Raw genomic sequence first — 25,735 nt, 5'->3', positions numbered from 1 at the left:
TGCAATCTCAACCATCGCAGGGGATCAGATGCCAGCTTCGTACGACGCAGCAGCCCTCGCCGCATTTGCCGACCAGCAAGTGAGTTGGCAGGACAAGGCACTACCGCCCGCTTTCTGGGGCCGGACCGTCGCCGAGGTGCTGGCCGACAAGCCGCGGCTGTCGCAGCTGCCCACTCCCCTGCTGACCCTGTCCGCACCCGGCCTGCGCCACAACGTGGACACCCTGGCCCGCTGGTGCGCGAACCACGGCGTCGAGCTGGCGCCACACGGCAAGACGACGATGGCTCCCGCACTCTGGGCCATGCAGCTCGAGGCCGGCTCCTGGGCGATCACTCTCGCGAACGGCTTCCAACTCGGCGTCGCCCGCGCGTACGGCGTGAGCCGGGTGCTGATCGCCAACGCGATCATCTCTCCACTGCAGTTGCGCTGGATCGCCGACGAGCTCGCCGCCGACCCGTCGTTCGAGGTCCTCGTCTGGGCGGACTCGGTCCGGACGGTCGAGATCATGGAGGCGGCCCGGGCGGCGTACGTTGGCCCGGACGCACGACCCCTCGACGTACTCGTGGAGGTCGGCGGACTCGACGGGCGGACCGGCGCCCGCGACGCGGAGACCGCGGTCGCCGTCGGCGAGGCGATTGCAAACGCGTCGACCCTGCGACTGGCCGGCGTCGCCGGATACGAGGGTGCGATCGGCCACGGCGTCGAGGAGGCCGACCTCGAGACGGTGCGCGCTTACCTCCGCGAACTGGCCGGGATCCACACCCGGCTCAAGGGTCTGTACGACGCCGGCGTCGTACCCGTGGTCAGCGCCGGCGGCAGCCAGTACTTCGACGACGTCGCGACCGTGCTCGCGCCACTCGGCGAGGACGGCGCACGCGTGGTGCTCCGGTCGGGTGCGTACATCACCCACGACGACGGCATGTACCGCCGGATGTCCCCACTCGGCGAGTCTCCACGGACCGACGGGGACCGACTGGTTTCCGCGATGCACGGCTGGGTCCGGATCACCTCACAACCCGAACCGGGACTCGCGATCTTCGACGCCGGCCGCCGCGACCTGCCGTTCGACCAGGACCTGCCCGAGCCCCAACTGATCCGGCCGCGGGCCGACGGCGAACCGGTGCTGAAGGCGGCCGGGATGACTGTCGCCAAGCTGAACGACCAGCACGGCTACCTGCGGTTCGACGGCGACCCGGTGCTGATCGGCGACGAGCTCCGGGTCGGCCTCTCACACCCGTGTACGGCGTTCGACAAGTGGGGACTGATCCCGGTCGTGGACGACCCGGACGCCGCCGATCCCGTCGTGGTCGACCTGGTCCGGACCTTCTTCTGACATGGCCGACCTCCTGATCAGGGGCGCCACGGTCCTCGACGGCTCCGGCGCTCCCGGCGTACCGGCCGACGTCGCCGTCGACGGCGCCCGCATCGTGGCCATCGGCAACGACCTGCCGCCCGGCCGCCGGACGATCGACGCCGACGGGCTGGTGCTGTCGCCCGGCTTCATCGACATGCACGCACACTCCGACCTGCAGATCCTGGCGAACCCGGACCACACCGCGAAGGTCAGTCAGGGCGTGACGCTCGAGGTGCTCGGCCAGGACGGCCTCTCGTTCGCGCCGATCGACGACCCGACCCGGGCCGCGCTCCGGCGCCAGATCGCCGGCTGGAACGGCGAACCGGACGACTTCGACTTCACCTGGTCCACAGTCGCCGGGTACCTGGACCGTCTCGACCAGGGGATCGCCTGCAACGCGTCGTACCTGGTCCCGCAGGGCACGCTGCGGATGATGGTCGTCGGCACCGAGAACCGCCCGGCCACCCGCCCCGAGCTGGACGAGATGAAGCGCCTGCTTGCCGAAGGGCTGCAGCAGGGCGCCGTCGGGATGAGCAGCGGCCTCACCTACACCCCAGGCATGTTCGCGACCACCGGCGAACTCGTCGAGCTGTGCACCGTCCTGGCCGAGTACGGCGGCTACTACAGCCCACACCAACGCTCGTACGGCGAGGGCGCACTGGACGCGTACGGCGAAATGGTCGAGGTGGCCCGGCAGTCCGGATGCGCCCTGCACCTCACGCACGCGGTGATGAACTTCGAGCCGAACCGCGGTCGCGGCGCCGACCTGGTCGCGATGATCGACAAGGCAGTCGCGAACGGCGTCGACGTCACCACCGACACCTACCCGTACTTGCCGGGGGCAACAACCCTTGCGGCGATCCTGCCCAGCTGGACGGCTGAGGGCGGGCCGGACGCGCAGCTGTCCCGGCTCCAGGACACGGAGTCGCGCCGGCGGATCGCCCACGAGATGGAGCAGCTCGGCTCGGACGGCTGCCACGGCTGCGTGACCGACTGGAACACCATCGAGATCGGCGGCGTGAAGAACCCGGCGCTGAACGACGCCGTGGGCAAGACCATCGCCTCCCTGGCCGCCTCGGGCAGCCGGCAGCCGGCCGAGGTGTTCTTCGACCTGCTGGTCCGGGACAACCTGGCCACCTCGATCCTGCAGCACGTCGGACACGAGGAGAACGTCCGGACGATCATGCGGCACTCGAGCCACACCGGCGGCTCGGACGCGATCCTGGCCGGCGCGAAACCGCATCCGCGCTCGTGGGGCACGTTCCCGCGCTACCTCGGCCGGTACGTGCGTGAGCTCGGCGTCCTGGAGCTGGCCGACTGCATCCATCACCTGACCGGCCGACCGGCCCGGCGGCTGCGGCTGACCGATCGCGGGCTGGTCCGGGAGGGGCACTACGCGGACCTCGTGCTGTTCGATCCGGACACCGTCCGCGACACCGCGACCTTCGACGATCCCCGCCGGCAGGCCGAGGGGATCCCGTACGTGTTCGTCAACGGAGTGGCCGTCATCGACGACGGGCGCCGTACCGATGCACTTCCCGGCGGCGCTGTCCGCCGTACTGCCTAGAGAGGACGTTTCATGCTGGACTTGCTGCGCGCCGACCGGGTTCTGACCGTTGTCCGGGCTCCGGAGATCAGTGACGCCCGCGACCTGTGCGCGGCGCTGGTCGCCGGCGGCATCCATGCGGTGGAGCTGACCTACACCACGCCGGACCTGCCCCGGCACCTGGAGCGGGCTGCGTCGACCGCCGCCGAGACGGGTGCGGTGGTGGGCGCCGGCACCGTGCAGACCGGTGCGCACGCGAAGCAGGCGATCGACGCCGGCGCGCAGTTCCTGGTCACCCCCGGCCAGGGTCCCGAGGCAGCCGCGATCGCCGAGGCTGCGCGGGCAGCCGGGATCCCTGTCGTACTGGGCGCGTTCACGCCTTCCGAGGTGATGACCGCGCTTGCCCTCGGCTCCGACGCGGTGAAGATCTTCCCGGCCCACCAACTCGGGCCGAAGTACTTCAAGGACCTCAACGGCCCGTTCCCTGGTGTGCCGCTGATCCCGTCCGGCGGTGTCAACGCCGGCAACGCCCGCGACTTCCTCGCTGCCGGAGCACTCGCGGTGAGCGCCGGTACGGACGTCGTCGCGCCGGCCGATGTGGTGGCGGGGAATTGGCAGGACATCACCGCCAAGGCGGAGGCGTTCTGCAAGGCACTGCAGTGAAGGTGACAGCGGTCGAGACCATCCGGCCGCGTGTGCAGTCCAACCTGTGCTTCGTCCGGTTGCACACGGACACGGGGCTGACCGGTCTCGGCGAGGCCTTCTTCGGCGCGGCTGCGGTGGAGGCGCACATCCACGAGACCGTCGCGCCGGTGCTGCTCGGTCTGGACGATCCGTCGCCACAACAGGTCGCCGTACTGCTGGCGCCGTACGTCGGTTATCAGGGCGGTGGCGCCGAGTTGCGCGGCAACGGCGCGGTCGACATCGCCCTGTGGGACCTGATGGGTCAGGCGACCGGGTTGCCGTTGGCGCGGCTGCTCGGTGGACCGGTGCGGGATCGCATCCGGACGTACAACACGTGTGCGGGCGGGCGTTACATCAGTACGTCGACGCGGCAGAACTCCTCGAACTGGGGCCTGCCGGACGACGCCGGCGAGTACGAGGACCTGTACGCGTTCATGCACCACCCGGCCCGGCTCGCCCGCGAACTGTGGGACGAGGGCACCCGCGGGATGAAGATCTGGCCGTTCGACCAGGCTGCCGAGGAGAGCAACGGCACCGACATCTCGCCGCGCGCGCTGGCCGCCGGGCTGGACATCGTCGAGGCGATCCGGGCCGAGGTCGGGCTCGAGATGGACCTGATGATCGAGCTGCACGGCCTGTGGACCCGGACCGCGGCCGCCAAGCTCGCGCGGGCGCTGACTGAGTTCCGCCCGTTCTGGATCGAGGATCCGCTGCGTCCGGACGCCGCCGACGCACTCGGAGCGCTCCGTGCGGAGATCGACGTACCGATCGCGACGGGCGAGACCTGTATCGGGCGGCGTGGCTTTCTGCCGCTGTTCCAGCGTGGCGCGGTCGATGTCGCGACGCTCGACATCGGCTGGACCGGCGGCATCACCGAGGCGGTGAAGATCGCTTCCCTCGCGGACGCGTTCTCGGTCCCGATCGCACCGCACGACTGCACCGGCCCGGTCTCGCTCGCCGTCGCGACGCATGTGGTGTGCAGCCAGCCGAACGGGCTGATCCAGGAAACCGCTCGGTCTTTCATCCGCACCTGGTACGGCGAACTCGTCGAGGGGCTCCCGGAGCTGATCCCGGGCGAGGTCATCCTGCCGACCTCGCCCGGGCACGGTGTCCGCCTCCGTGACGACCTGGACGCCGTCTCGCGACTAACCGATCAGCTCTAGCACCGGCCCTTCGTGAAGTGCCCGGTAGACCTTGTCCCGTAGGGCATTCGCCTCCGCGTCGGTCAGGGTCCGGTCAACCGGCCGGAGGACCAGTCTGACCAGCACGTTCCGCTGACCCGGGTTCAACTGGAGCCGATCGCGTGCGGGCTGCGGCAGGTCGTCGTACGACGTCTCGCTGACGACGTCGACGGACTCCGCGGCGTCTGCGTCGGCACCGAGTGCGTTGCGGACCTTGTCGCCGATCGCCTCCGGTGACAGGTCAGCAGTCGCGTCCACGACCACGGACAGGTCGCGGCGGACCGGTGGCATCGACGAGACCGGCTTGTACGGCGACAGGTCGAGCATCTGGTCGGCCACCCGCGGATCCGTTGACCGGAGCAACCGGATGTCCCGGATGCCCTTGCGGAGCATCAAGAGCCGGTCCAGCCCCGGCCCCATGGCCAGACCGGTCCAACTGTCGTCCAGACCGGCCTTCCGGAGGACCTGCGGCGCCGCTACACCGCACTCGCCGATCTCGATCCACTCGTCGTCCAGCAGTACGTCGATCTGACGGCCATGGATCGTGTAGGGGTGCACGGCGGGCACCGTGCGATACGTCTGGCCCGGCAGGACGGTGTCGACGAGCCGGGCGATCATGTCCTCCAGCTCCGGCTCGCCGAGCGTGACGTTCCGGCTGATCCGCCACAGGTCGAGCTGGTGCGGTGTACCGGTGTGCTGCCAGTCGACGGAGTCGCGGCGGTAGCAGATGCCTGCACAGATCATCAGTACGTCGGACGCCGTACCCGCTGCCAACTCCCGCAGCGCGGGCGGGATCATCGCGGACGTGTGGCTGCGCAGCACCTCGCCGCCGGAGGCGTAGCGGGTGTAGCGGGCTTCCCGGGTCACCGCGTCGGCGGCGTACCCGAGGTTGTCGTAGTTGTCGGCCAGCGGGACGACGGGATGATCGCGTCTGGTCCAGATCTCGGTGTACGGCCAGGCCTGGCCGAGCGCCGTACGGATCGAGTCGACGATCAGCTGGACGGCGTGGGGTCCGTGGGCCGGGTCGGTCAGGTCGCGCAGGGACAGGGCAGCGTGCAGTTCTTCGATGGTGATCGACATCGGAGTCTCTCCAAGGGTGACGGTCTCGACGGGGGTCCACCCCGGTCGGCCGCGGTCCTCAGGAGAGAGCGCAGCAGCGGCTCACCCCGTCGGCACCGTCGTGCCGGCCGGGGCGCAGAAATCGCCGCCCGTACTGCGTCATGCGACCAGGATACCCGGTCACCCGCAGGGTTCTCCTGTGGAAATTTTCTGCCCGGAGCACCGGGCCGGTGCGACGATGGGGCGCATGCGATGGATCGACACGCTCGAAGCCGCGGCCGCCGAGAAGCTCCCGGAGGCCGTGCACCGGTACTTCCGGCAGGGATCGGCGGGCGGGATCAGTGCCGGTGAGGCCGTCGAGGCGTGGTCGGCGTACCGGTTCCGGCCTCGGGTGCTGCAGGACGTGTCCACGGTCTCAGTGCGGACGACGGTGCTCGGCACGCCGGTCGACGTACCGGTGCTGGTCGCGCCGTCGACGCTGCACCGGATGGCGGATCCCGACGGCGAGGTCGCGACGGCGACCGGCGTCGGCGGGGCGGGGTCGCTGATCGGCTTGTCCAGCAACGCCGGGACGACGTTCGCCGATCTCGGTGCGACCGGTGTGCCGTGGTGGCTGCAGATCTACGTCGTGCGGAACCGGTCCGTGACCGAGCGGATGCTCGACGCCGCGGTGGAGGGTGGGGCGCGGGCCGTCGTACTGACCGTCGACACGCCGGTCGTCGGTCGCAAGAAGGGACTCCGGCGAGACGGTCTGGGATCTCACGGAGCCTGGTCAGTGGCTCGCGAACCTGCCCTCGGGCGACTGGAGCGACGACGATCTGGCCAAGGCAGATGACTTGGGTCCGGATGTGATCGGCTGGCTGGCTGACCGCACCGGACTGCCGGTGGTGGTGAAGGGCGTGCTGCGTGGCGATGACGCCAAGCGCTGTGCGGACGCGGGCGCGGCGGGCGTGATTGTGTCGAACCACGGCGGCCGCCAACTCGACGGCGCGATCCCTACTGCGCAGGCGCTGCCGGAGGTTGCGGAGGCGTTGGCCGGGACGAGCACGGAGGTCTATGTCGACGGCGGGATCCGGCGTGGCGAGCACATCCTGGCCGCGTTGGCGCTCGGCGCTCGGGCAGTCTTCGTCGGCCGCCCGGCGCTCTGGGCACTCACCGTCGGAGGGTCCGCTGGGGTCACTCGGCTGCTCACGGAGCTCGGCGACGAGTTGGAACACTGCCTGCGCCTGGTCGGCTGTCCGACGCCCGCCGACCTCACGCCGGACCTCGTCACCCGGCACTTCAGGGACTGATTCCAGTGGACAGCCTGCGGATCGTCACGCTGAACGCCTTCCCGGCCGGCTACCGGCTGGTGCACGACTTCGCCGAGCGGAACGGTCACGAGATCGCGCTGGTGGTCACGCTGCCGCACTCCGACCGGTACGGCGCCTCGATCCGCCCGCTGGTCCTGGACCTGCCGTCGCAGAGCAATGTGCTGATCACTTCCAAGCTGCGGACGGTGGCAGCGCCGGCGATCGCGGCGCTGCAGCCGGACGTGATCATCTCGGCCGCGTTCCCGCGGCTGATCCCGCCCGAGATCCTCGAGGTCCCCAAGTACGGCGCGATCAACTGCCACCCGTCACCGCTCCCGGCCGGGCGCGGGCCGACGCCGCAACGGCTGATCTACGAGGGTGACGACCGGGTCGGCGCGACCGTGCACCGGACCGCCGCCGAGTTCGACAGCGGGGCGATCCTCGCGCGACGCATCGCACCGCTGCCGGAGGACCTCAACGGAACCGGCATCATGCAGACCTGGCGCATCCTCCTCACCGAGTGCCTCGACGAAGCCGTCCCCCGCCTAGTGGCCGGCGACCCCGGCCTCCCCCAGGACCCGGCCGCAGCCACCGAGGCCCCCTTCTTCACCGACGCAGAGCACTTCCTGGACCTGACCGAGCCCGCCCACGTCATCCGCCGCAAAGCCGCCGCCCTCAACGTCACCTCCCCCGCAGCCCGCCTCCACCTCAACGGCACCACCCACACCATCATCCGAACAGACCCCGCCCCCGGCACCTCCTCCGCCCCTCCCGGCACCGTCCTGGCCGAACACCCCAACGGCTGGACCCTCCAAACCGCCGACCACCCCCTCCGCCTAACCCAAGCCCTCCCCTGACCCCCCACTGGCGGGTTCCGTCACCCCTGACCTGCTACAACAACCCACCCACCACAACCCACATCGGCTAAGCCCCGCCCCCAACCCCGCCTCCCGCCAGCGCCTCAGCCCCGGCCTCCCCTGACCCACCCCTCGCAGGTTTTGTCACCGCTCAGGTGTTGTGCAACAGGCCATCCGTCACATAAGCCGTCAGTGGGCCCAGAAATGCAGTACGGCCCCGGAGTGAGCTCCGGGGCCGTACTGGGGTTTGTGGATCAGGCGTCTGCGTTTTCCTCGGTGAGGTTGCGGGTGAGGTTGGGGTCAACCTGGACACCCGGGCCCATCGTGGTCGAGAACACCGTCTTCTTGATGTAGCGGCCCTTCGAGCTGGCCGGCTTCAGCCGGAGGATCTCCTCCAGCGCGGCGCTGTAGTTCTCCACCAGCTGCGCCTCGTCGAAGGACGCCTTGCCGATGATGAAGTGCAGGTTCGCGTGCCGGTCGACCCGGAACTCGATCTTGCCGCCCTTGATGTCGGACACGGCCTTGGCCACGTCCGGGGTGACCGTGCCGGTCTTCGGGTTCGGCATCAGGCCACGCGGACCGAGGACGCGGCCGAGCCGGCCGACCTTGCCCATCAGGTCGGGGGTGGCGACGACGGCGTCGAAGTCGAGCCAGCCGTCGGTCACCTTCTTGATCATGTCGTCGTCGCCGACGAAGTCGGCGCCGGCGGCGCGTGCGGCCTCGGCCTTGTCACCGGTGGCGAAGACGAGGACCCGTGCCGTCTTGCCGGTACCGTGCGGAAGGTTGACGGTGCCGCGCACCATCTGGTCGGCCTTGCGGGGGTCGACCCCGAGGCGCATCGCGACGTCCACGGTGGAGTTGAACTTCTTGCTGCCGGCGGCCTCCTTGGCCAGCCGGATCGCCTCGATCGGCGTGTACAGCTTGTCGAAGTCGATCTTCTCCGCGACTGCGCGGTAGGCCTTGCTGCGCTGTGCCATTGCTGTTCCTCTCTGGGGTGTGGTCCACGGGCGGCGCTTTCGCCCTGCCACAACTGCGTGAAGTTTGCTGCTGGTACGGCGACCAACCGGTCAGCCGGCGTGGTTCGTCGTACCGGGGGCCGGTCTCAGCCGTCGACGGTGACGCCCATCGAGCGCGCGGTGCCCTCGATGATCTTCATCGCGGCGTCGATGTCGCGGGCGTTCAGGTCCGGCATCTTGGTGGTGGCGATCTCGCGGACCTGGTCCTTGGTGATCTTGCCGACCTTGTCGCGCTGCGGGACGGCCGAGCCCTTCTGCAGACCGGCGGCCTTCTTGATCATCTCCGGCGCCGGCGGCGTCTTGGTGATGAAGGTGAAGGAACGGTCTTCGTAGATGGTGATCTCGACCGGAACCACGTTGCCGCGCATGGACTCCGTCTGGGCGTTGTACGCCTTGCAGAACTCCATGATGTTGACGCCGTGCGGACCGAGCGCGGTACCGACCGGCGGCGCCGGCGTCGCGGCGCCGGCCTGGAGCTGCACCTTGACCAGGGCAGCGATCTTCTTCTTCGGAGGCATTCTTCGGGTCCTTAGACTTTCTGGATCTGACTGAAGCTGAGTTCCACCGGGGTCTCCCGGCCGAAGATCTCGACCAGCGCCTTGATCCGCTGGGCGTCGGCGTTGATCTCCGTGATCGTGGCGTGCAGGGTCGCGAACGGCCCGTCGACCACCATGACCGAGTCGCCGACCCCGAAGTCGGCCACCTCGACCTTCTTCTTGGCCGCGGTCTTGGTGGGTGCGGCGCCGGCTTCGGCAGCCGCCGCCTCGGCCGCCGCCACGACGGCCGGAGCGAGCATCTTCTCGACCTCTTCGAGGCTGAGCGGTACGGGCTTCTGGCTGTTCCCGACGAAGCCGGTCACCGACGGCGTGTGCCGCACGGTCGCCCAGGACTCGTCGGTCAGGTCCATCCGGACCAGCACGTAGCCGGGGAGCACGGTGCGCTTCACCATCCGGCGCTGCCCGTTCTTGATCTCGGCGACCTCCTCGGTCGGCACGATGATCTCGAAGATGTAGTCCTCCATGTTCAGGGAGGTGATCCGGTTCTCCAGGTTGCTCTTGACCCGGTTCTCCATCCCCGAGTACGTGTGCACCACGTACCAGTCGCCGAACTGCGAACGCAGCCGGCTGCGCAGCTCCTCGAGCGGGTCGCCCGGCTCCTCGGGCTCCACGTCCTCGTCGTCGGCCTGCGCGGCCGCGGCCGCGGCGGCGATGGCGTCCACGTCGGCGTCGTCGTCGGCCGCCGTACCGGTCTCGTCGTCGTCGGCGTCAGCCGAGGAGAAGACCAGCTCATCGTCGGCCGGCTCCTCGTCGGTGTCCTCGGGCGCCGTCTCGGCGGTCTCGGCGGCGAGCTCGTCGGCGGCCTCCTCGACGTCGGACGCGGTCACGACCTCGTCGTCCTCCGCGGCGTCCGCGGCGGCGACCACCACGACCGGCTCGTCGTCGGAGTCGTCGTCGTCCGCCGGGCCGTCCTCGGCCTCGTCGTCGGCGGAGTACTCCTCGTCGTCGTCCTCGTCCTCGTCCCCGGCGTCGCTGTCCTCGTCGTCGAGGTTCGCGAACGGGTCGTCGTCATCGTCACCGAACAGGTCGTCATCGTCGTCGGTGTCGTTCTCGTCGAAGTCGAGATCGAGGTCGTCGTCGGAGTCAGCGGATACGTCGAACTCGTCCTCGTAGTCGAGGACCTCGTCGTCGCGCTCGGACACGTTGTACTCCGTCATCTCTGCATCGGGTCTTGTCTGGTTCTCTGCTGCGGGTCGGGTCACGGCCCCGGACCCCCGGCGAGTGCGTTCGTGGGCGGCTGCGAACTCAGCCGAAGATCTTGAACATCGCCCAACCGAAGGCGAGGTCGAGGACCGAGACGATCGCGATGACGAACACCACGAAGGTCAGGACGACCACGAAGTAGGTGGACAGCTGCTTGCGAGTCGGCCAGACGACCTTGCGGAGCTCGGCGACCACCTGGCGGTAGAAGCGCAGCAGGCGGTTGCCCGACTTGCTCTCCGCAGGTTTGCCGGCGCCGGACGGTGCCGGGGTGCGCGTCTCCGTCACGACCTGACCTCTTTCGCTAGCGGCGGCCTGACCGGCCCTGCGCCGGTCAGGATTTGCAGGGCACGAGGGACTTGAACCCCCAACCTTCGGTTTTGGAGACCGATGCTCTGCCAGTTGAGCTAGTGCCCTCTGCAATCCTCCGGACGCCGCGGGACCTGATCTCGGGCATGCCGATTCAGGGCCACCAACGCCCGGACTAGAAGAGTGTACGGGGTCGAAGCCACCTGGTCGAACTGAGGCCCCTACCCGCACGACCCAGCCGGGCGTCGCACCGCGACCAGAACCATACAGCCTCCATCGGGTCCCAACGGACCACACCCCGTGCGTGTTCCCGGGATCACAGCTTCACGACCAACTCCTCCACCGGGGGTCCCGAACCACCGACGGTCGACGCACCCGGTGACGGCGGGGGTGAACACCGATCCAGAACCGATCCAGCCCGGCCCAGAACCGGTCCAGCCCCACCCCCGTGCCGGTCGGGGCGGAGTGGTGCCAGGATGGGCAGCATGGGTTCCAGGGTTTCGGCGCGGATCGGCGCCATCAGTGAGTCGGCGACGCTCGCGGTCGACAGCAAGGCGAAGGCGCTCAAGGCGGCCGGACGGCCGGTGATCGGGTTCGGCGCCGGCGAGCCGGACTTCCCGACGCCGGACTACATCGTCGAGGCGGCGGTCGAGGCCGCCCGCGATCCGAAGAACCACCGCTACAGCCCAGCCGGCGGCCTGCCCGAGCTCAAGCAGGCGATCGTCGACAAGACCAAGCGCGACTCCGGCTACGAGGTCGAGGCGGCCCAGGTGCTGGTCACCAACGGCGGCAAGCACGCGGTCTACAACACGTTCGCGACGCTGCTCGACCCGGGCGACGAGGTGCTGCTGCCGGCGCCGTACTGGACGACGTACCCGGAGGCCATTCAGCTGGCCGGCGGTGTGCCGGTCGAGGTGCTCGCCGACGAGACCCAGAACTACTGCGTCACCGTCGAGCAACTCGAGGCGGCCCGGACCGAGAAGACCAAGGCCCTGCTGTTCTGCTCGCCGTCGAACCCGACCGGCGCGGTCGACAGCCCGGAGGCGATCGAGGCGATCGGCCGCTGGGCGCTCGAGCACGGCCTCTGGGTGATCACCGACGAGATCTACGAGCACCTGACGTACGGCGACACCACGGCGACGTCGATCCCCGTCGCCGTACCGGAGCTCGCAGACAAGACCGTCGTACTCAACGGCGTCGCCAAGACCTACGCGATGACCGGCTGGCGGGTCGGCTGGATGATCGGCCCGAAGGACGTGATCAAGGCCGCGACGAACCTGCAGTCGCACCAGACCTCCAACGTCTGCAACGTCGCGCAGCGGGCCGCGATCGCCGCGCTGACCGGTGACCTGACCGCGGTCGACGAGATGAAGACGGCGTTCGACCGCCGGCGCCAGACGATGGTCCGGCTGCTGAACGAGATCCCCGGGGTCGACTGCCCGGAGCCGACCGGCGCGTTCTACGCCTACCCGTCGGTCAAGGGCGTGCTCGGCAAGGAGATCAACGGGCGGACGCCGGCCACGTCGGCGGAGCTGGCCGAGATCATCCTGGACGAGGCCGAGGTGGCCGTCGTACCGGGTGAGGCGTTCGGCGCGCCCGGGTACCTGCGGCTGTCGTACGCGCTCGGCGACGCGGACCTGGCCGAGGGTGTCGGCCGGATCGCCAAGCTTCTCAGCTGAACTCTCGGGGCCGTCCATCCACAGGGTGGACGGCCGATTTCTGTCCGGGCGCTGTGGATCGGTAACCTTCTGTGATGACGCATCGGGATCTGCGGGTGCTGCCGAAGGCGCACCTGCATCTTCACTTCTCGGGCTCGATGCGGCACCTGACGCTGGTCGAGCTGGCGGACAAGCACGGCGTCCGGTTGCCCGACGCGCTGCGCACCGACTGGCCGCCGGAGCTGTCCGCGGCCGACGAGCGCGGCTGGTTCCGGTTCCAGCGGCTGTACGACATCGCCCGCTCGGTGCTGCGCACGGAAGACGACGTACGGCGTTTGGTCCGGGAGGCGGCCGAGGACGACCGGGCCGACGGATCGCGCTGGCTCGAGATCCAGGTGGACCCGTCGGGGTACGCGAACCGCTTCCACGGCATCACCGAGTTCACCGACCTGGTCCTGGACGCGGCCCGGGACGCGGCGGCGTCGACCGGCATCGCGGTCCAGGTCGTGATCGCGGCCAACCGCACCCGCCACCCGCTCGACGCTCGGACGCTGGCTCGACTCGCTGCGCAGTACGTCGGACGCGGAGTGGTCGGGTTCGGGCTGTCGAACGACGAGCGTCGTGGGACGACGTCGGAGTTCGCCGCGGCCTTCCGGATCGCGCGGCACGCGGGGCTGCTCGCTGCGCCGCACGGTGGTGAGCTGTGTGGCCCCGCGACCGTCCGTACCTGCTTGGACGAATTGGGTGCCGGGCGCATCGGTCACGGGGTGCGCGCTGTCGAGGATCCCGACCTGCTGAAGCGTGTCGTCGACGCACAGGTGGCCTTGGAGGTCTGCCCGGCGTCCAACGTGTCCTTGGGGGTTTATCACCGACCGGAGGACGTCCCGCTGCGGCAGCTGTACGAAGCGGGTGCGCGGATCGCGCTTGGCGCTGATGACCCTCTGCTCTTCGGGTCGCGGCTGGCCGAGCAGTACGAGACAGCTCGGACGGTCCACGCCTTCACCGACGAGGAGCTGGCCGACCTCGCCCGCGGCTCGATCCTGGCCTCGACCGCGCCGCCCGAGGTCCAGAAGGCGTTGCTCGCTGACATCGACAACTGGCTCGGGGTGAGCAGTCCGGCGGCAGTTCCGTCGTACTAGCTGAAAATGCCGGAAGAGTGCCGGTTCGGTTCCTAGGCGGGTCATTGTCCGGGGGCTCGGGCGGGGATTACGTTCTGTGCATGACGCCGACGAAGATCCTGCTGCCAGAGGACGAGCTGCCGACCCGTTGGTACAACGTGCTGCACGATCTGCCGACGCCACCACCGCCGGTGCTGCATCCGGGCACCGGGCAACCAGTGGGGCCGGACGATCTGGCGCCGCTGTTCCCGATGGACCTGATCCTGCAGGAGGTCTCCCAGGATCAGTACGTCGACATCCCCGGTGAAGTGCTGGACGTCTACCGGCTCTGGCGACCGAGTCCGCTGTATCGGGCGCATCGGCTGGAGAAGGCGCTCGATACCCCGGCGCGGATCTATTACAAGTACGAGGGCGTCTCGCCGGCCGGGTCGCACAAGCCGAACACCGCTGTGCCGCAGGCCTTCTACAACGCGAAGTCCGGGGTCCGAAAGCTCACCACCGAGACCGGCGCCGGGCAGTGGGGGACGGCGCTGGCGTTCGCGTGCGCGCAGTACGGGCTGGAGTGCGAGGTCTGGCAGGTGCGGGCGTCGTACGACCAGAAGCCGTACCGGCGGACGATGATGGAGGTCTTCGGCGCGACCGTGCACCCGAGCCCGTCGGAGCTCACCGAGGCCGGGCGGAAGATCCTGGCCGAGGACCCGTCGTCGACCGGGTCGCTCGGGATCGCGATCAGCGAGGCGGTCGAGATGGCGATCCAGGATCCTGAGGTGCACTACGCGCTCGGGTCGGTGCTCAACCACGTGCTGCTGCACCAGACGATCATCGGCGAGGAGGCGCTGATCCAGCTCGCGATGGCCGGCGAGACACCGGACCTCCTCGTTGGGTGCACCGGTGGTGGGTCGAACTTCGGCGGTCTGGCGTTCCCGTTCCTGCGGGAGAAGTGGGCCGGGCGGATGTCGCCGGTCGTCCGCGCGGTCGAGCCGGCGGCGTGCCCGTCGCTGACGCAGGGGACGTACGCGTACGACTTCGGCGACACGATCGGGATGACACCGCTGATGAAGATGCACACCCTCGGCCACGACTTCGTCCCCGACCCGATCCACGCCGGCGGCCTGCGGTACCACGGGATGAGCCCGCTGATCAGCCACCTCTACGAGACCGGCGAGCTCGAGGCCGTCGCCAAACCGCAGTCCGAATGCTTCGCGGCCGGCGTCCAGTTCGCCCGCACCGAGGGCATCGTGCCGGCTCCCGAGCCGACCCACGCGCTGGCCGCCGCGATCGAGGAAGCCCAACGCTGCAAGGAGTCCGGCGAGGAGAAGGTCATTCTCACCGCCCTCTGCGGCCACGGCCACCTGGACCTCGCCGCCTACAACGCCTACCTCACCGACACCATCACCGACCGCGCCTGGGACGACGCCGAAATCCAGTCCGCCGTCCAGCAGGCCCTCACCCGCCTTCCAGTCCTCAGCTAACCGCCACCGCGCTTCCACCAGGGTTTGGGCCGCTTCGCCACGGCCGCCAACCAGTCGTCCGGAACGGCCCACCCCTTGGCGGCAATCGCCTCGAAGTACTGCGCTTTGAGGGTGTCCGGCAACCAGTAGGTCGCGCTGAGCTGGTCGGCGACTTCGAAGTACGACGTACGAAGTCCGTCGCTCCAGACCGTGGCCAGGTTGGAGCAGTACGCCAGTCGCACGTAGTCCCACCGGGCCTGGTCATCAGTCATGTCGTACGCCCGCTCGGTGGTCTGCAACAACCGTCGCTTGGGTCGCGGCTCCCGCTCGATCGCGTCGATCAGCCCCTGCACCACCACCCGGTCGTCAGTCATCTCGTCCGGCAACCTCAACCCCACCGGATCCAGCACCACCGGCCCCAACCGCGACCCCGCAACCTCCAAGAACACCTCCAACAACGCAAACCCCACCTCAGCCCGCCCAAACCCAGCAAGCTCCCCATGCAAAGTCGTCACCGCCTCCTCTGCCACCTGCCAACCCTAGATCCCGGCTCTCCCACTCCGCCGGGCGCTCCGCACCACGGCCTAGCTCTTCGGCCTCGGAGGTCCCGGGTATGAGATCGATCTGTCCCTTCGTCTGGGGTGCGTTTCGGCTTGGGGGGCTCTTCGGTGGGGCTATCTGCCCCGGGTTGCCCCGGGCTGCCCCGGTGTTCACGCTCAGCTAGGGCGGGTCCGGTGGTGATCTGCCCCGGTGCGGCGGTCCGACGCGGAGGTGGAGGGGCTGAAACGCCTTCTGGGGCGGGGATTTCGGGGCAGGGCGGGGCATCGTGGGGCAGTTTGGGGCAGATCATCCACAGACCCCTCCGACGAGGTCGCAGACGGTGTTTGGGCACCTACAGTTACCGCCATGCCAGAGCCCAACGAACTGCTGCGAGCCGCCCGGGAGCGGACCCCGTCGCGGCGCGCGCCCGGTGAGCAGATGTCCAGGGCCGAGCTCGCGGAGGCGGTCTGCACCTGGCTGTGGGAGACGACCGAGACGAAGTACGAGCTCGACGGCCACTACATCGCGAAGCTCGAACGCGGCGCGGTCCGCTGGCCGGGTGCGGCGTACCGGTCCGGCCTGCGCTTCGTGCTGAACGTCGCCGACGACAGCGAGCTCGGTTTCGTCCCGCCGGGTGGTCCCGGCACCGTCGACCCGGAGCCGGGCACCAGTTCGGTGCTCGGGATCGAGGACGAGCTGGTGCAGGCCGGCGACGAGTCGGTCGCCCTGCTCGCGCTCGCCGAGGAGTCGAACGTCGGCGACCTGACCGTCGAGCAACTGCAGGCCGACATCCTCCGCATCACCCAGAGCTATCTGCGGACGCCGACGAAGACGTTGTTCGTCCGCGCCCGCGCCGTACGGGACCGTGCCTTCCGGCTGCTGTCCGGACGGCAGTCACCGAACCAGGCCCGCGACCTGTACGCCACGGCCGGCTGGGCGCTGACGCTGCTTGGCTGGATGGCGGTCGACCTCGGCCGCCCCGACGTCGCCGAGAGCCATACGCGGACGGCGTGGGCCTGCGCCGACGCGGCCGACCACGACGACCTGCGGGCCTGGGTTCGCGCCACGCAGCACACGGCCGCGTTCTGGCAGGACGACTTCACCGCGGCGGCGGCGTACGCACAGGACGGTCTGCAATTCGCACGCGGCAGCTCGACGTTGTTCCTCGCGAGTGCATCCTCGGTCGACCTGGCCCGGTCCGGGCGCCACGCCGAGGCCCGTGAGGCCCTGGCGATCGCCATGCGTACGACGGTCCGGACCGACGTACCCGAGTTCGGCGGCCCCTTCCTGTGTACGCCGGAGCGCGCCGCCGGGATCTGGTCCGACGCACACCTGGCGCTCGGCGAAGCGGTGGAGACCTTGAAGCAGGCCGACCACGGTGTCTCGATGTTCGAGGCCGCGCCGCACGCGGTCCGCAACTTCGGATCGGAACGGATGGTCCGCCTTCAGCTCGCCAAGGCCCACCTGCAGCTCGGCGAGTTGGACGGCGCCACCGAAGCGGTCTCCGCCGTGCTCAGTACGCCGGTCGAGTACCGCGTCCGCCCGCTCATCCACCGCGTCAGCGAAGTCGCCGCCCTCACCCGCCTCAGCCGTCACGCCACCGATCCGAAGGCTCTCGCCCTCCACAGCTCGATCCGCGTCTTCATCCGGCACCCAGCCATTCGCGCAATCCCACGGCAAGTAGAGGAGTACTGATGCTCGAAGAAGTCCGCGACCACTGGTACTGGCGGCCCGGTTGGCGGCCTGATCGCAGCTTCTACGCCTGGCACTTCACCTTCGAAGGCCGCCCCGAGATCGCTGCGCTCCATGCGTCGTACGGCGATCTGCTCAACGACCTGCCCGGCTTCACCCCGGTACCGCTGGAGTGGCTCCACCTCGGCCTGCAAGGCGTCGGCTTCACGGACCGCGTGCCCGACGCAGACCTCGCCGACATCGTCGAAGCCACCCGCCGCCGCTTCGCCCGGATCGAGTCCTTCAAGGTCACCGTCGGCCCCGCCGTCCTCGACACCGAATCCATCCAGCTACCCGTCCGCCCGATCGAGCCCCTACAACACCTCCGCGACCTCACCCGCGCCGCCATCACCGACATCTGGGGCGACGACGCCGTACCAAAGTTCCCCGAACTCAACCCCCACATCACCCTCGCCTACTGCAACCACAACACCCCCGCAGCCCCCATCACCACCCGCCTCCTCACTCACACCCCCCACTCCACAGCCCTCTCCATCACCGCCCTCACCCTCCTAGCCCTCACCCGAACCCACCACCTCTACCACTGGAAGCCAGACCTGTCCCTCGACCTGTACTGACCACCCCACCAACAGCATTTGGTGGGGTTTCGTACTTCTAGCTGCCGTAGGCGCGGAGGTTGGTTAGGTGGGCTCGGGGGGTGCCGTTGGTGGTTTGGGTTACGAGGCGGATGGCGGTGGTTGTGGTGGTGACGGGGTGGTGGTGGGTGCGGTGGTGGTTGGCGGTGACGGTGGTGAGGGTTTGCCAGGTGCCGGAGGTGTCGAGGGCTTGGAGGTCGTAGGTGTGGAGGAGGGTGGGGAGGGCCTCGAAGGGGGTTCGGTGGTGGTGGAGGTTGATGAGGTCTTCTTCGACGTCGTCGTCGAGGATGACGACGATCTCGGTGAGGTCGACGGGGGTGGGCCAGGTGAGCTGGATCCAGGGTTCGGGGTCCCAGGCGAGGTCTTCGGAGGACCAGAGCTGAGGGCCGCCGTACGGGCGGGAGTAGCCGCCGACAACGTTCGTGGCGGCGTACGCTGTGGTCTCGCCGAGGCGGAGGCAGAGGCCGGCCCGGGGCAGGATGTGCTTCCAGGAGCGGAACTGCTCGGTCCACTGCTCGTCCGGCGCGGGGTCGCGGTGAGCGAAGAAGATCGTGCCGGGCAGCGCCGACGAGGCGGTGTGCACGGCGACCGCCGGGTTCTCCCGGAGTACGACGATTGCGTTGCCAACCCCTGGCCATTCGAGCGGTACGTCGATCCACCGCTTCTCGCCCGCCGGCACAGCGATCGTGCACGAGTCGAGGAGCGCCAACGGCAGGTAGTTCTGTGGCTTCAGCGGATCATGGAGCTCGACGGTGAGCGAGGTGTCTGAGGCGGCGTCGACCAGGAGCGAGAGGTCGGTCGGGGACGGCAGGACCATCGCGAGGTCGCTGCTAAGCGGCAGGGTCCCCGAGGACTCCTCCACAGCCGGTCTGGTCAACGTCGACGAGGCGGTGACGGTAGCGGTCAAGGCGAGGTTGGCCGGGTCGTCGTCGACAACCCCCAGAACCGAGGCGTCGGCGCGTTGCAGCGCCCGGCGCATCAGCTCGAAACGCTCGGTGGCCAGCTCCCGCGGCGTCAACCCGTTGCGCTGGGCAACGGCCGACGCGATCCCGACGGCCTCCCCCAGTACGGCGCAGGTCGCCATCACGCGCGTCGTACCGAAGGCCACGTGACTCGCGCTGATGTTCCGCCCGGCCATCCACAGGTTCGAAACGTTCCGCGAGTACAAAGACCGCAGCGGAATGTGGTAGTTCCCGTCCGGATGCCAGTGCTTCGACCCACGCTCGGCTGAGTAGACCCCACCAGGCGGGTGCAGATCGATCGACCACCCACCGAAGGCGACGCGGTCCTCAAACTCAGCCTGCCCAAGTACGTCGTGCTGCGTCAGCACGTGATCCCCGAGGAACCGGCGGTACTCGCGCTTCCCGGGCACCGCCCCGATCCACTCCAGCGTCAGTGTCTCGGTGTCGAAGCGCCCAGAGTTCTTGAGGTAGTCCCAGATCCCGTACACGACCCCTTGCAGCTCGTCCCGGATCCGTTCGTTGTCGTCGACAACGTCCAGCTCGCCACCCCACTCGATCCACCAGTACGAACAGCCGTTCATGTCCGACCGGATGATCCGGCGATCAGGGATGGCTGTCTCAGTGATGTCGCGAGCGAACGACGGCGGCACGAACCGCACCGGCGAACCGGTGTCCTTGGTGTAGAAGAGAATCGTGCTCCCCAGCGTGTTCCCGTCCGGAACCTCCGGAGCCCACGACTCGCCGTACAACGACCGCGGCTCCCGCCCGGTCGCGAAGTCCGCCCCCGCGAGGTACCCCACCAGCCCGTCGCCCGAGCAGTCCGCGAACATCGGGCTGTAGAAGGTGATCTCCTTCTCCGACCCCATCTGCCACCCGGTGACCGACCGGATCGTGCCGTCCGCGGCGTCCACGGTCCGCGCGTCCGTGTTCAGGAACAGGGAGATCCGCGGTTCCGCGCGTACCGCTTCCAGCAGGACGAGATCCCAGTAGTACGGGTTCCCCTCCGGGTTCCGGTACTGGTTCTCGACGAACAGCTCGCCCATGATCCCGGTCTCCCGGGCGAAGTGCTGGACGCCGTGCGCGGTCGCCCCGCACACCCACACCCGCACCTCGCTGGAGGAGTTGCCGCCGAGCACCGGCCGGTTCTGGACCAGCGCCACCGTGCTGCCCTGCCGGGCCGCGGCGATCGCCGCGCAGATCCCGGCGAGACCACCGCCGACGACGGTCAGATCGCTGTGGATGTCGAGCTGCTGCATATGTAGGCCTCTCAAGTGTCTGGATGTACGACCGGTTGTCCGGGACCGTTGGGGTGGTTGGCGGTGAGGTGATCGGGGACGCGCTGCGCGACCAGGACGAACAACAACCCGGCGGTCAGCACATCGCTGGCCCGCCCGGCGAAGAACTCGGTCCAGGTGGTCCCGTTCGGCGTCCCGGTGTCGAGCGTGACGTCGGCCAGCCGGGCGATCGGTGAGTCGACGACCCCGGTGATCGCGACCGTGAGCGCACCCTCGTCGGCCGACCGCTGCAGGAACTCGAGCGTGGTCTGGTCGGTCCCGGACCGGGAGATGACCAGCGCGACGTCGCCCTCGTTCAGCAGCCCGCCGCCGATCTGCGACGACTGCGGTCCGTCGAAGAACCACACCGGGATCCCGATCCGCAGCAGCCGGATGTACAGCTCCCGCGCCGGGATCGCGTCGCCCCACTCGCCGTAGATGTGCGTACGGCGAGCGCCGGCAATCGCATCCGCCACCCGGGTGGCCGCGGTCAGGTCGATCGCCGCCAACGCGTTCCGCAAAGCGTTCGCCTGAGTGGACGCAAGGACGTTCAGCACCTGCTCGGGTGGATCCGCCGGGCCGATCGCCAGCCCGATGTCACTCGCCCAGCCCGCCTCGAGGCCGCGGCCGATCTCCATCGCCAGCGCGGCGCGGAGTGCCGGGTACCCCTCGAACCCGAGCTGGGTGGACAGCCGGGTGACCGTCGCGGCCGAGGTCTGGGCGGCCTCGGCCAGCTTGGTGATGGACCCGCGGGCGACCTCGTCCGGGTTCGCCAGGATGTGTTCGGCGACGCGCTGCATGGCGCCGTGCAACTCCGGCAGCGCGCGCTTGACCAACTGCAACGGACTCGGGCTGCCGGCTCGCTCCATCGAAGAAGATCCCATCCCGTGATCATCACGTATAGACGAACTGGGCACTCGCCACACCGTCGGTGTCGCTGACCACCCGTACCCAGTGCGCACTGAACCCGGGCGGGAACACGTGCGTCCGGATCTGCCCCGGCTCGACGGTGAGCGACTCGACCGCGCCGAACCGCCCATGGCCGTGGAAGTCGATCTCCACGGTGATAACCATCGGCTCGTCGCTGAAGTTCTCCAGGTGCAGGCACTTCCCGTCGAAGCCTGTCATCAGGTACGGATCCGACGGCTCACCCGCGACCACCGGCGTCTCCCACCACGGCCCACCCCAACCGGCCGGTTTGCCGAAGCTCCACAGGTCGTCGGTCTTCCCGAACCACAGCCCGGACTGCGGTTCCGCTGTGGTCGGGTTCAGCCCGTGGCTCGGCGACGCGTTGTCCGCGCCGGCGACGAGCATCCCGCGCCAGGAGCAGAAGTCACCGAGCACCCACAGATGCGTGGAGATCGGCCGCACGCCCCAGATCCGGCCGCCGTACGCCCACGGCGAGAGCTCGTAGAACATGCCGTGGTGGTCCAGCAGCAGTCGCTCGTGCTCGACCTCCCGGATCCGCGGCCACTCGGTCTGCCACTTGTGGTCGAAGCAGTGCGACGCCTTCGGCAACCGGTACCGGGTCCATCGAGCGTCTGCCTCGGTGAACACCTCGAGGATCGCCGACGCCCGGTCCCATCCGGCGGCGAAGATGGTCCCGCCGAACTCGTGCCGCCCACCGATCGCGGTGTACGGGTCCTGCCGCAACACGGTCCACGAGGTCCCGTCGTACGACGCCAACCGTCCTCTCGACCGTACGCCGGCCCACTCGGGTTCGGCGTACTCGTTGGAACAGACGACGAGGCGGCCGAAGGACGTGTAGCAGTCCTTGTAGTGGACCTTCATCTCGCCGTCGGTGCCGAGCTCCTGGTTGAGGTCGAAGAGCTGCGTGCACTCGTACGTCGTCAGGTCGAGCTCGAGCAACTCGCCTTCCATCGCGAGCACGTACACGTGTGTGTCCGGCTTGGTCAGGTGCCGCGACGTCCCGCAGACCCGGAGCGGCTGCAGCTCAGGGATCGTGACGATCTTGTGGTCGGCCGAGATCACGTGCGGCCCGAGCACCAGCTGCGAGGTCGGGAAGTGCACGAACCGGTTCGTGTAGGTCCCGTCCACGCCGAGCGTCTCGGCGACGATCTCCATCGAGAAGTCGGCGTCGATCCGGCGCAGGCTGACCCCGGCGCCGGACGGCGCCTTGTGCGAGTTGTAGTTCTGGACGTAGAGCTTCCCGTTCCACGGCATCAGCGAACCGACACCGAGCTCGCTGCGCGGCGGACCGAAGTCGCCGATCTGCGCAAGATGCGGGAAGACACCGGACACGTTCATTTGATCCCCGTATGGGTCATGGCGGCGATGAACCGCCGTTGCAGGAACACGAAGACGAGCAGCACCGGGACGATCGAGATCGCGGAGGCGGCCATGGTCAGGCCGGGTGCGATCTGGCCCTGTTCGTCGACGAAGTTGGTCAGGCTGAGCGGCAGCGTGTAGCGGTCCGGGTTGCTGATCAGCACCAGCGGCGTCTCGTAGTCGTTCCAGGACCAGACGAACGCCAGGATGCCGAGCGCGCTCATCACCGGGGTCGCCAGCGGCAGGTAGATCCGGGTGAACACCTGCCACTCGTTCGCGCCGTCCATCCGGGCCGCCTCCGCGAACTCGGCCGGCTGGCTGACGAAGAACTGCCGCATCAGGAAGGTGCCGAGCACGGTGAACATGCCGGGCAGGATGAGCGCCCACAGCGTGTCGTAGAGCCCGAGCTTCTGGAAGTAGATGAACCGCGGCACCAGCAGCAGTTGGGCCGGGATGATCGCGGTCGCCAGGTACAGCAGGAACAAACGGTCCCGGCCCTTGAACGACATCCGGGCGAACGCGTAGCCGGCCATCGTCGCCGTGACCAGCTCACCGGCCACCCGCAGCACGGCGACGAACACCGACCGGCCGAACGCGGGCAGCACCGAGGTAGCGCCGCTGAGCACAGTCGTGAAGTTGTCCCACTGGAACGGATCCGGGATCCATTGCATCGGGATCCGGTAGGCGTCCACGTCCGGCTTCAGCGCGGTCGACACCATCCACGCGAACGGCGCCAGGAACGCGATCGCCAGGATCCACAACGGGATCCCCCACAGCCACTTCGACTTAGTCATTGAGGGCCCTCCCTCGCTGCGCGCGCCAGGTCACCAGGGTCAGAGCGAGTACGCCGAGGAACGTCACCAGGCCGATCGCCGACGCGTAGCCGAACCGGTAGAACTGGAAGCCCGTCTGGTACATGTAGTAGGAGATCGTCGTGGTCGCGTCGCCCGGACCGCCGGCGGTGATCAGCGCGATCAGGCCGAAGCCCTGGGACGCGCCGATGATCAGCGTCACCAGCAGGAAGATCGTTGTCGGCAGCAACGCCGGCCAGGTGATCACGCGGAACTTCGCCCACGCCCCGGCCCCGTCGATGTCGGCTGCCTCGTACAGCTGCTGCGGCGCGTCCTGCAGCGCGGACAGGTAGATCAGCGAGCAATACCCGACCCCACCCCAGACCGCCATCACGATCAGCGCCGGCAGCGCCCAGTGCGAGGACGCGAACCAGCCCGGCTGGATCCCGAACGTGTCCAGCACCTGGTTGACCAGGCCCGCCTTCGGGTTCATCAGCATCAGCCAGGTCATGCCGATCGCGACCACGTTGACGATGTACGGCAGGAAGAAGATCGCCCGCAGGACGGCGCGCCCCGGCAGCGGCCGGTTCAGCGCGATCCCGAGCGCCAGCCCGAGTACGACGGTCAGCGGCACGCTCACCCCGACGTACACCAGGGTCAGCAGCGCCGCCCGCCAGAACCCGGGGTCCTGGGCGATCGCGACGAAGTTGTCGAGGCCGTTGAAGGTGATGCCGCCGAGCCCGGACACCAGGTTCCAGTCGGTGAAGGCGAGCACGATCACGCTGACCAGCGGGATCAGCGTGAAGGCGACCACCCCGAGCAGGTTCGGCGCGATGAAGAGGAAGCCGATCCAGCCGCGCGGCCGGATCCCGGATCCTTGGGCGGCCCGGTCCGGCGGCGAGCCGGTGGTGACCTGGTCAGGGGCTGTGACTGTGGCGGTGGCCATCAGGAGCTCCTCTCGTTCCGGGCGATCGCCGCGTCGGCGAGGCGCCGTACCTCTCGGATCGCCACGCCCGGGTCCTTCTCGCCCAGCCAGCACAGGTCGCGCTGCTGCTTCACCGCGAGGCTGATCTCGGGGAAGCCGGTCAGCCGCGTGTCGGTCGCGAGCTTGGGGTCGGAGTCCAGGACGACGCGGCGGAACGACTCGACGTCGAAGTACTTGTCCGGCTCCTTGCCGAGCATCCCGCTGATCACCTGGTCGTCGGTGACGTTGCCGAGGGTCGGCAGCTTGCCGGCCTTGAGCATCGGCGTGGACCCTTCGGTGACCCAGAACTTCACGAACGCCCAGGCCGCCTCGAGTTTCGGCGACGTCGGGTTGACCATCACGAAGTTGCTGTAGCTGCCGCCGTTCCAGTCCTTGCCGTCGACCGTCGGGGGCGGCGCGAACGCGACCTTGAAGTCGTGCGGGTACTTCTTCGGGTCGTACAGGTAGCGCAGGTTGAACGGCGCGGTCGGCCACAGGTGGAACTCCTCGCGGAGGAAGGAGTTCTGCTGGTAGGCGTCCAGGTGCCGGGACAGCACCTCGGACTGCGGGAACGCGGACCCCTCGCGGATCATGTCCCGGCCGAGCCGGAGGCCCTGCTCGAAGTGCGGATCACCGAAGTTCGAGCGGTCGCCGTCGTACCAGTAGTTCGGGCCGAGGGCGATCCGGGCGACGTCCGGGATCGTGTAGGCGCCGATCGTCGACCCGGTGGTCAGGCGTTGCGCCGTCCGGCGGTAGTCCTCGATCGTCCACTGCCGCGGGAGGTCGAGGCCGGCCTGCTCCCGGAGCTTTTCGTTGAACAGCACGAACGCGGGCTCGCGGGCGGTGGCGAGCGCCTTCACCTTGCCGTTGTCGATGTACGCCCGCGGCTCGACCGTGTCCAGGAACGGCTTCAGGTCCGGGTCGGCGGTGACCCGGTCGGTCAGGTCCGCCGCCAGTCCGGACCCGGCCCGCAGCGCCATCGACGCCTGGGAGTAGGTGAAGTACACGTCGATGTCGAGCCCGCCCTGCAACGCGGTGTCCAGCTTGAGGTTGCCGCGGGCATCGTTCACGAAACGGGTGTAGTTCACCTTGTACTGCGGGAACTTCTGCTCGAACGCCTTCACCACGTCCGCCGGACCGGACGCGGCCGGCACGCCACCCCAGACCTGCAGCGCGCTCGACCGCGCGCCACCGGACGAACAGCCGGGCACAGCCGCCGCGGCGGCGGCCGCGCCCAGCCCGGCGAGCAGCTCCCGCCGTGAAAATCCTTTGCGCCTCACACTCCACCTCCCACCAGATTTCGCAA

The 25,735-nt window shown here is 68.9% G+C and carries 24 protein-coding genes and 1 tRNA gene; 12 read left to right on the top strand and 13 right to left on the bottom strand.

Translation table 11 applies throughout. The annotated features are described in order from the left end of the window. The first annotated feature begins 28 nt into the window (after nucleotides 1-28). The 4 genes from ACIBL3_RS13510 to ACIBL3_RS13495 are packed head-to-tail and all read left to right on the top strand — an operon-like array spanning nucleotide 29 to nucleotide 4,747. Complete coding sequence (locus tag ACIBL3_RS13510; RefSeq protein WP_396353593.1) at nucleotides 29-1,333, top strand: amino acid deaminase; 1,305 nt, start codon at nucleotides 29-31, stop codon at nucleotides 1,331-1,333. 1 nt (nucleotide 1,334) lies between these two features. Further along, nucleotides 1,335-2,921 carry an amidohydrolase family protein gene (locus tag ACIBL3_RS13505; RefSeq protein ID WP_396353592.1) on the top strand — a complete coding sequence of 529 codons (1,587 nt, stop codon included), beginning with the start codon at nucleotides 1,335-1,337 and terminating at the stop codon, nucleotides 2,919-2,921. Nucleotides 2,922-2,933: 12 nt separating this feature from the next. Then, nucleotides 2,934-3,563, top strand: a complete 630-nt coding sequence (locus ACIBL3_RS13500; RefSeq protein WP_396353591.1) for a bifunctional 4-hydroxy-2-oxoglutarate aldolase/2-dehydro-3-deoxy-phosphogluconate aldolase — start codon at nucleotides 2,934-2,936, stop codon at nucleotides 3,561-3,563. Beyond that, nucleotides 3,560-4,747 (top strand): mandelate racemase/muconate lactonizing enzyme family protein, encoded by a 1,188-nt coding sequence (locus ACIBL3_RS13495; RefSeq protein ID WP_396353590.1) that lies wholly within the window; start codon nucleotides 3,560-3,562, stop codon nucleotides 4,745-4,747. Before ACIBL3_RS13500 ends, ACIBL3_RS13495 begins: the two co-directional genes overlap by 4 nt. On the opposite strand, the gene ACIBL3_RS13490 is transcribed toward ACIBL3_RS13495, so the two are convergent. Beyond that, on the bottom strand, nucleotides 4,730-5,845 hold the full coding sequence (locus tag ACIBL3_RS13490; RefSeq protein ID WP_396353589.1) for a hypothetical protein: 1,116 nt from the start codon (nucleotides 5,843-5,845) through the stop codon (nucleotides 4,730-4,732). The two genes, ACIBL3_RS13495 and ACIBL3_RS13490, sit on opposite strands and share 18 nt — an antisense overlap. A gap of 226 nt (nucleotides 5,846-6,071) precedes the next feature. Between ACIBL3_RS13490 and ACIBL3_RS13485 the strand changes: the two genes are divergently transcribed. From ACIBL3_RS13485 to ACIBL3_RS13475, 3 genes are read left to right on the top strand one after another with little or no spacing between them, the layout of a single operon-like run. Further along, nucleotides 6,072-6,659: an alpha-hydroxy-acid oxidizing protein gene (locus tag ACIBL3_RS13485; protein WP_396353588.1), complete on the top strand. Its 588-nt coding sequence runs from the start codon at nucleotides 6,072-6,074 to the stop codon at nucleotides 6,657-6,659. Nucleotide 6,660: 1 nt separating this feature from the next. Further along, a complete protein-coding gene (locus tag ACIBL3_RS13480) occupies nucleotides 6,661-7,116 on the top strand; it encodes an alpha-hydroxy acid oxidase (protein WP_396353587.1) in 456 nt (151 codons plus the stop codon). Between the two features lie 5 nt (nucleotides 7,117-7,121). After that, the gene (locus ACIBL3_RS13475; protein ID WP_396353586.1) at nucleotides 7,122-7,973 is read left to right on the top strand and encodes a methionyl-tRNA formyltransferase; all 852 of its coding nucleotides are present in this window, start codon (nucleotides 7,122-7,124) and stop codon (nucleotides 7,971-7,973) included. A gap of 254 nt (nucleotides 7,974-8,227) precedes the next feature. Here the strand turns inward: ACIBL3_RS13475 and rplA are convergent, their stop codons facing one another. The 5 genes from rplA to ACIBL3_RS13450 form a co-directional block, all read right to left on the bottom strand. Beyond that, nucleotides 8,228-8,950: a 50S ribosomal protein L1 gene (gene rplA, locus ACIBL3_RS13470; RefSeq protein ID WP_396353585.1), complete on the bottom strand. Its 723-nt coding sequence runs from the start codon at nucleotides 8,948-8,950 to the stop codon at nucleotides 8,228-8,230. 125 nt (nucleotides 8,951-9,075) lie between these two features. After that, nucleotides 9,076-9,507, bottom strand: coding sequence for a 50S ribosomal protein L11 (gene rplK / locus ACIBL3_RS13465; protein WP_132319511.1), 432 nt, complete (start codon nucleotides 9,505-9,507; stop codon nucleotides 9,076-9,078). A gap of 11 nt (nucleotides 9,508-9,518) precedes the next feature. Continuing rightward, a complete protein-coding gene (gene nusG, locus ACIBL3_RS13460; protein WP_396353584.1) occupies nucleotides 9,519-10,703 on the bottom strand; it encodes a transcription termination/antitermination protein NusG in 1,185 nt (394 codons plus the stop codon). An 88-nt stretch (nucleotides 10,704-10,791) separates the two neighbouring features. Continuing rightward, nucleotides 10,792-11,034 (bottom strand): preprotein translocase subunit SecE, encoded by a 243-nt coding sequence (gene secE, locus ACIBL3_RS13455; RefSeq protein WP_020388149.1) that lies wholly within the window; start codon nucleotides 11,032-11,034, stop codon nucleotides 10,792-10,794. Between the two features lie 56 nt (nucleotides 11,035-11,090). Further along, nucleotides 11,091-11,163, bottom strand: a tRNA-Trp gene (locus tag ACIBL3_RS13450). Nucleotides 11,164-11,540: 377 nt separating this feature from the next. On the opposite strand from ACIBL3_RS13450, the gene ACIBL3_RS13445 reads away from it, so the two are divergent. The 3 genes from ACIBL3_RS13445 (at nucleotide 11,541) to ACIBL3_RS13435 (ending at nucleotide 15,303) form a co-directional block, all read left to right on the top strand. Next, complete coding sequence (locus ACIBL3_RS13445) at nucleotides 11,541-12,734, top strand: pyridoxal phosphate-dependent aminotransferase (protein ID WP_396353583.1); 1,194 nt, start codon at nucleotides 11,541-11,543, stop codon at nucleotides 12,732-12,734. A gap of 74 nt (nucleotides 12,735-12,808) precedes the next feature. Continuing rightward, nucleotides 12,809-13,852, top strand: coding sequence for an adenosine deaminase (locus ACIBL3_RS13440; protein WP_396353582.1), 1,044 nt, complete (start codon nucleotides 12,809-12,811; stop codon nucleotides 13,850-13,852). A gap of 80 nt (nucleotides 13,853-13,932) precedes the next feature. Then, the gene (locus tag ACIBL3_RS13435; protein WP_396353581.1) at nucleotides 13,933-15,303 is read left to right on the top strand and encodes a TrpB-like pyridoxal phosphate-dependent enzyme; all 1,371 of its coding nucleotides are present in this window, start codon (nucleotides 13,933-13,935) and stop codon (nucleotides 15,301-15,303) included. Here ACIBL3_RS13435 and ACIBL3_RS13430 read toward each other — a convergent pair. Continuing rightward, nucleotides 15,300-15,812 carry a hypothetical protein gene (locus tag ACIBL3_RS13430; RefSeq protein ID WP_396353580.1) on the bottom strand — a complete coding sequence of 171 codons (513 nt, stop codon included), beginning with the start codon at nucleotides 15,810-15,812 and terminating at the stop codon, nucleotides 15,300-15,302. The two genes, ACIBL3_RS13435 and ACIBL3_RS13430, sit on opposite strands and share 4 nt — an antisense overlap. A gap of 376 nt (nucleotides 15,813-16,188) precedes the next feature. On the opposite strand from ACIBL3_RS13430, the gene ACIBL3_RS13425 reads away from it, so the two are divergent. Both ACIBL3_RS13425 and ACIBL3_RS13420 read left to right on the top strand, forming a co-directional pair. Continuing rightward, nucleotides 16,189-17,517: a hypothetical protein gene (locus ACIBL3_RS13425; RefSeq protein ID WP_396353579.1), complete on the top strand. Its 1,329-nt coding sequence runs from the start codon at nucleotides 16,189-16,191 to the stop codon at nucleotides 17,515-17,517. Beyond that, nucleotides 17,517-18,131, top strand: a complete 615-nt coding sequence (locus tag ACIBL3_RS13420; protein ID WP_396353578.1) for a 2'-5' RNA ligase family protein — start codon at nucleotides 17,517-17,519, stop codon at nucleotides 18,129-18,131. Before ACIBL3_RS13425 ends, ACIBL3_RS13420 begins: the two co-directional genes overlap by 1 nt. A gap of 37 nt (nucleotides 18,132-18,168) precedes the next feature. Here ACIBL3_RS13420 and ACIBL3_RS13415 read toward each other — a convergent pair whose 3' ends face one another. The 6 genes from ACIBL3_RS13415 to ACIBL3_RS13390 are packed head-to-tail and all read right to left on the bottom strand — an operon-like array spanning nucleotide 18,169 to nucleotide 25,709. Beyond that, nucleotides 18,169-20,367, bottom strand: coding sequence for an FAD-dependent oxidoreductase (locus ACIBL3_RS13415; protein WP_396353577.1), 2,199 nt, complete (start codon nucleotides 20,365-20,367; stop codon nucleotides 18,169-18,171). 11 nt (nucleotides 20,368-20,378) lie between these two features. Then, nucleotides 20,379-21,269 carry a MurR/RpiR family transcriptional regulator gene (locus ACIBL3_RS13410; protein ID WP_396353576.1) on the bottom strand — a complete coding sequence of 297 codons (891 nt, stop codon included), beginning with the start codon at nucleotides 21,267-21,269 and terminating at the stop codon, nucleotides 20,379-20,381. Nucleotides 21,270-21,279: 10 nt separating this feature from the next. Further along, entirely contained in the window at nucleotides 21,280-22,653 is a 1,374-nt protein-coding gene (locus tag ACIBL3_RS13405; RefSeq protein ID WP_396353575.1) for a hypothetical protein, read from the bottom strand. Next, a complete protein-coding gene (locus tag ACIBL3_RS13400) occupies nucleotides 22,650-23,468 on the bottom strand; it encodes a carbohydrate ABC transporter permease (protein ID WP_396353574.1) in 819 nt (272 codons plus the stop codon). Before ACIBL3_RS13400 ends, ACIBL3_RS13405 begins: the two co-directional genes overlap by 4 nt. After that, on the bottom strand, nucleotides 23,461-24,411 hold the full coding sequence (locus ACIBL3_RS13395; RefSeq protein ID WP_396353573.1) for a carbohydrate ABC transporter permease: 951 nt from the start codon (nucleotides 24,409-24,411) through the stop codon (nucleotides 23,461-23,463). The genes ACIBL3_RS13400 and ACIBL3_RS13395 overlap by 8 nt, the downstream gene beginning before the upstream one ends. Continuing rightward, entirely contained in the window at nucleotides 24,411-25,709 is a 1,299-nt protein-coding gene (locus ACIBL3_RS13390) for an ABC transporter substrate-binding protein (RefSeq protein ID WP_396353572.1), read from the bottom strand. The genes ACIBL3_RS13395 and ACIBL3_RS13390 overlap by 1 nt, the downstream gene beginning before the upstream one ends. Nucleotides 25,710-25,735: the final 26 nt, after the last annotated feature.

Source organism: Kribbella sp. NPDC050124, from assembly GCF_044460355.1.
In the GTDB taxonomy this organism is placed as follows: Bacteria; Actinomycetota; Actinomycetes; order Propionibacteriales; family Kribbellaceae; genus Kribbella.
The sequence above is the reverse complement of the archived record's forward strand: the minus strand, read 5'-3'. Positions and strand labels throughout refer to the sequence as shown.

What these genes read in the sequence shown, in the direction of transcription:
- rplA (WP_396353585.1), bottom strand. Translation starts at nt 8,950, where the DNA reads ATGGCACAGCGCAGCAAGGCCTACCGCGCAGTCGCGGAGAAGATCGAC.
- ACIBL3_RS13490 (WP_396353589.1), bottom strand. Translation starts at nt 5,845, where the DNA reads ATGTCGATCACCATCGAAGAACTGCACGCTGCCCTGTCCCTGCGCGAC.
- ACIBL3_RS13485 (WP_396353588.1), top strand. Translation starts at nt 6,072, where the DNA reads ATGCGATGGATCGACACGCTCGAAGCCGCGGCCGCCGAGAAGCTCCCG.
- ACIBL3_RS13405 (WP_396353575.1), bottom strand. Translation starts at nt 22,653, where the DNA reads ATGAACGTGTCCGGTGTCTTCCCGCATCTTGCGCAGATCGGCGACTTC.
- ACIBL3_RS13395 (WP_396353573.1), bottom strand. Translation starts at nt 24,411, where the DNA reads ATGGCCACCGCCACAGTCACAGCCCCTGACCAGGTCACCACCGGCTCG.
- ACIBL3_RS13425 (WP_396353579.1), top strand. Translation starts at nt 16,189, where the DNA reads ATGCCAGAGCCCAACGAACTGCTGCGAGCCGCCCGGGAGCGGACCCCG.
- ACIBL3_RS13415 (WP_396353577.1), bottom strand. Translation starts at nt 20,367, where the DNA reads ATGCAGCAGCTCGACATCCACAGCGATCTGACCGTCGTCGGCGGTGGT.
- ACIBL3_RS13400 (WP_396353574.1), bottom strand. Translation starts at nt 23,468, where the DNA reads ATGACTAAGTCGAAGTGGCTGTGGGGGATCCCGTTGTGGATCCTGGCG.
- ACIBL3_RS13410 (WP_396353576.1), bottom strand. Translation starts at nt 21,269, where the DNA reads ATGGGATCTTCTTCGATGGAGCGAGCCGGCAGCCCGAGTCCGTTGCAG.
- rplK (WP_132319511.1), bottom strand. Translation starts at nt 9,507, where the DNA reads ATGCCTCCGAAGAAGAAGATCGCTGCCCTGGTCAAGGTGCAGCTCCAG.
- ACIBL3_RS13435 (WP_396353581.1), top strand. Translation starts at nt 13,933, where the DNA reads ATGACGCCGACGAAGATCCTGCTGCCAGAGGACGAGCTGCCGACCCGT.
- nusG (WP_396353584.1), bottom strand. Translation starts at nt 10,703, where the DNA reads ATGACGGAGTACAACGTGTCCGAGCGCGACGACGAGGTCCTCGACTAC.
- ACIBL3_RS13445 (WP_396353583.1), top strand. Translation starts at nt 11,541, where the DNA reads ATGGGTTCCAGGGTTTCGGCGCGGATCGGCGCCATCAGTGAGTCGGCG.
- ACIBL3_RS13510 (WP_396353593.1), top strand. Translation starts at nt 29, where the DNA reads ATGCCAGCTTCGTACGACGCAGCAGCCCTCGCCGCATTTGCCGACCAG.
- ACIBL3_RS13500 (WP_396353591.1), top strand. Translation starts at nt 2,934, where the DNA reads ATGCTGGACTTGCTGCGCGCCGACCGGGTTCTGACCGTTGTCCGGGCT.
- ACIBL3_RS13440 (WP_396353582.1), top strand. Translation starts at nt 12,809, where the DNA reads ATGACGCATCGGGATCTGCGGGTGCTGCCGAAGGCGCACCTGCATCTT.
- ACIBL3_RS13420 (WP_396353578.1), top strand. Translation starts at nt 17,517, where the DNA reads ATGCTCGAAGAAGTCCGCGACCACTGGTACTGGCGGCCCGGTTGGCGG.
- ACIBL3_RS13505 (WP_396353592.1), top strand. Translation starts at nt 1,335, where the DNA reads ATGGCCGACCTCCTGATCAGGGGCGCCACGGTCCTCGACGGCTCCGGC.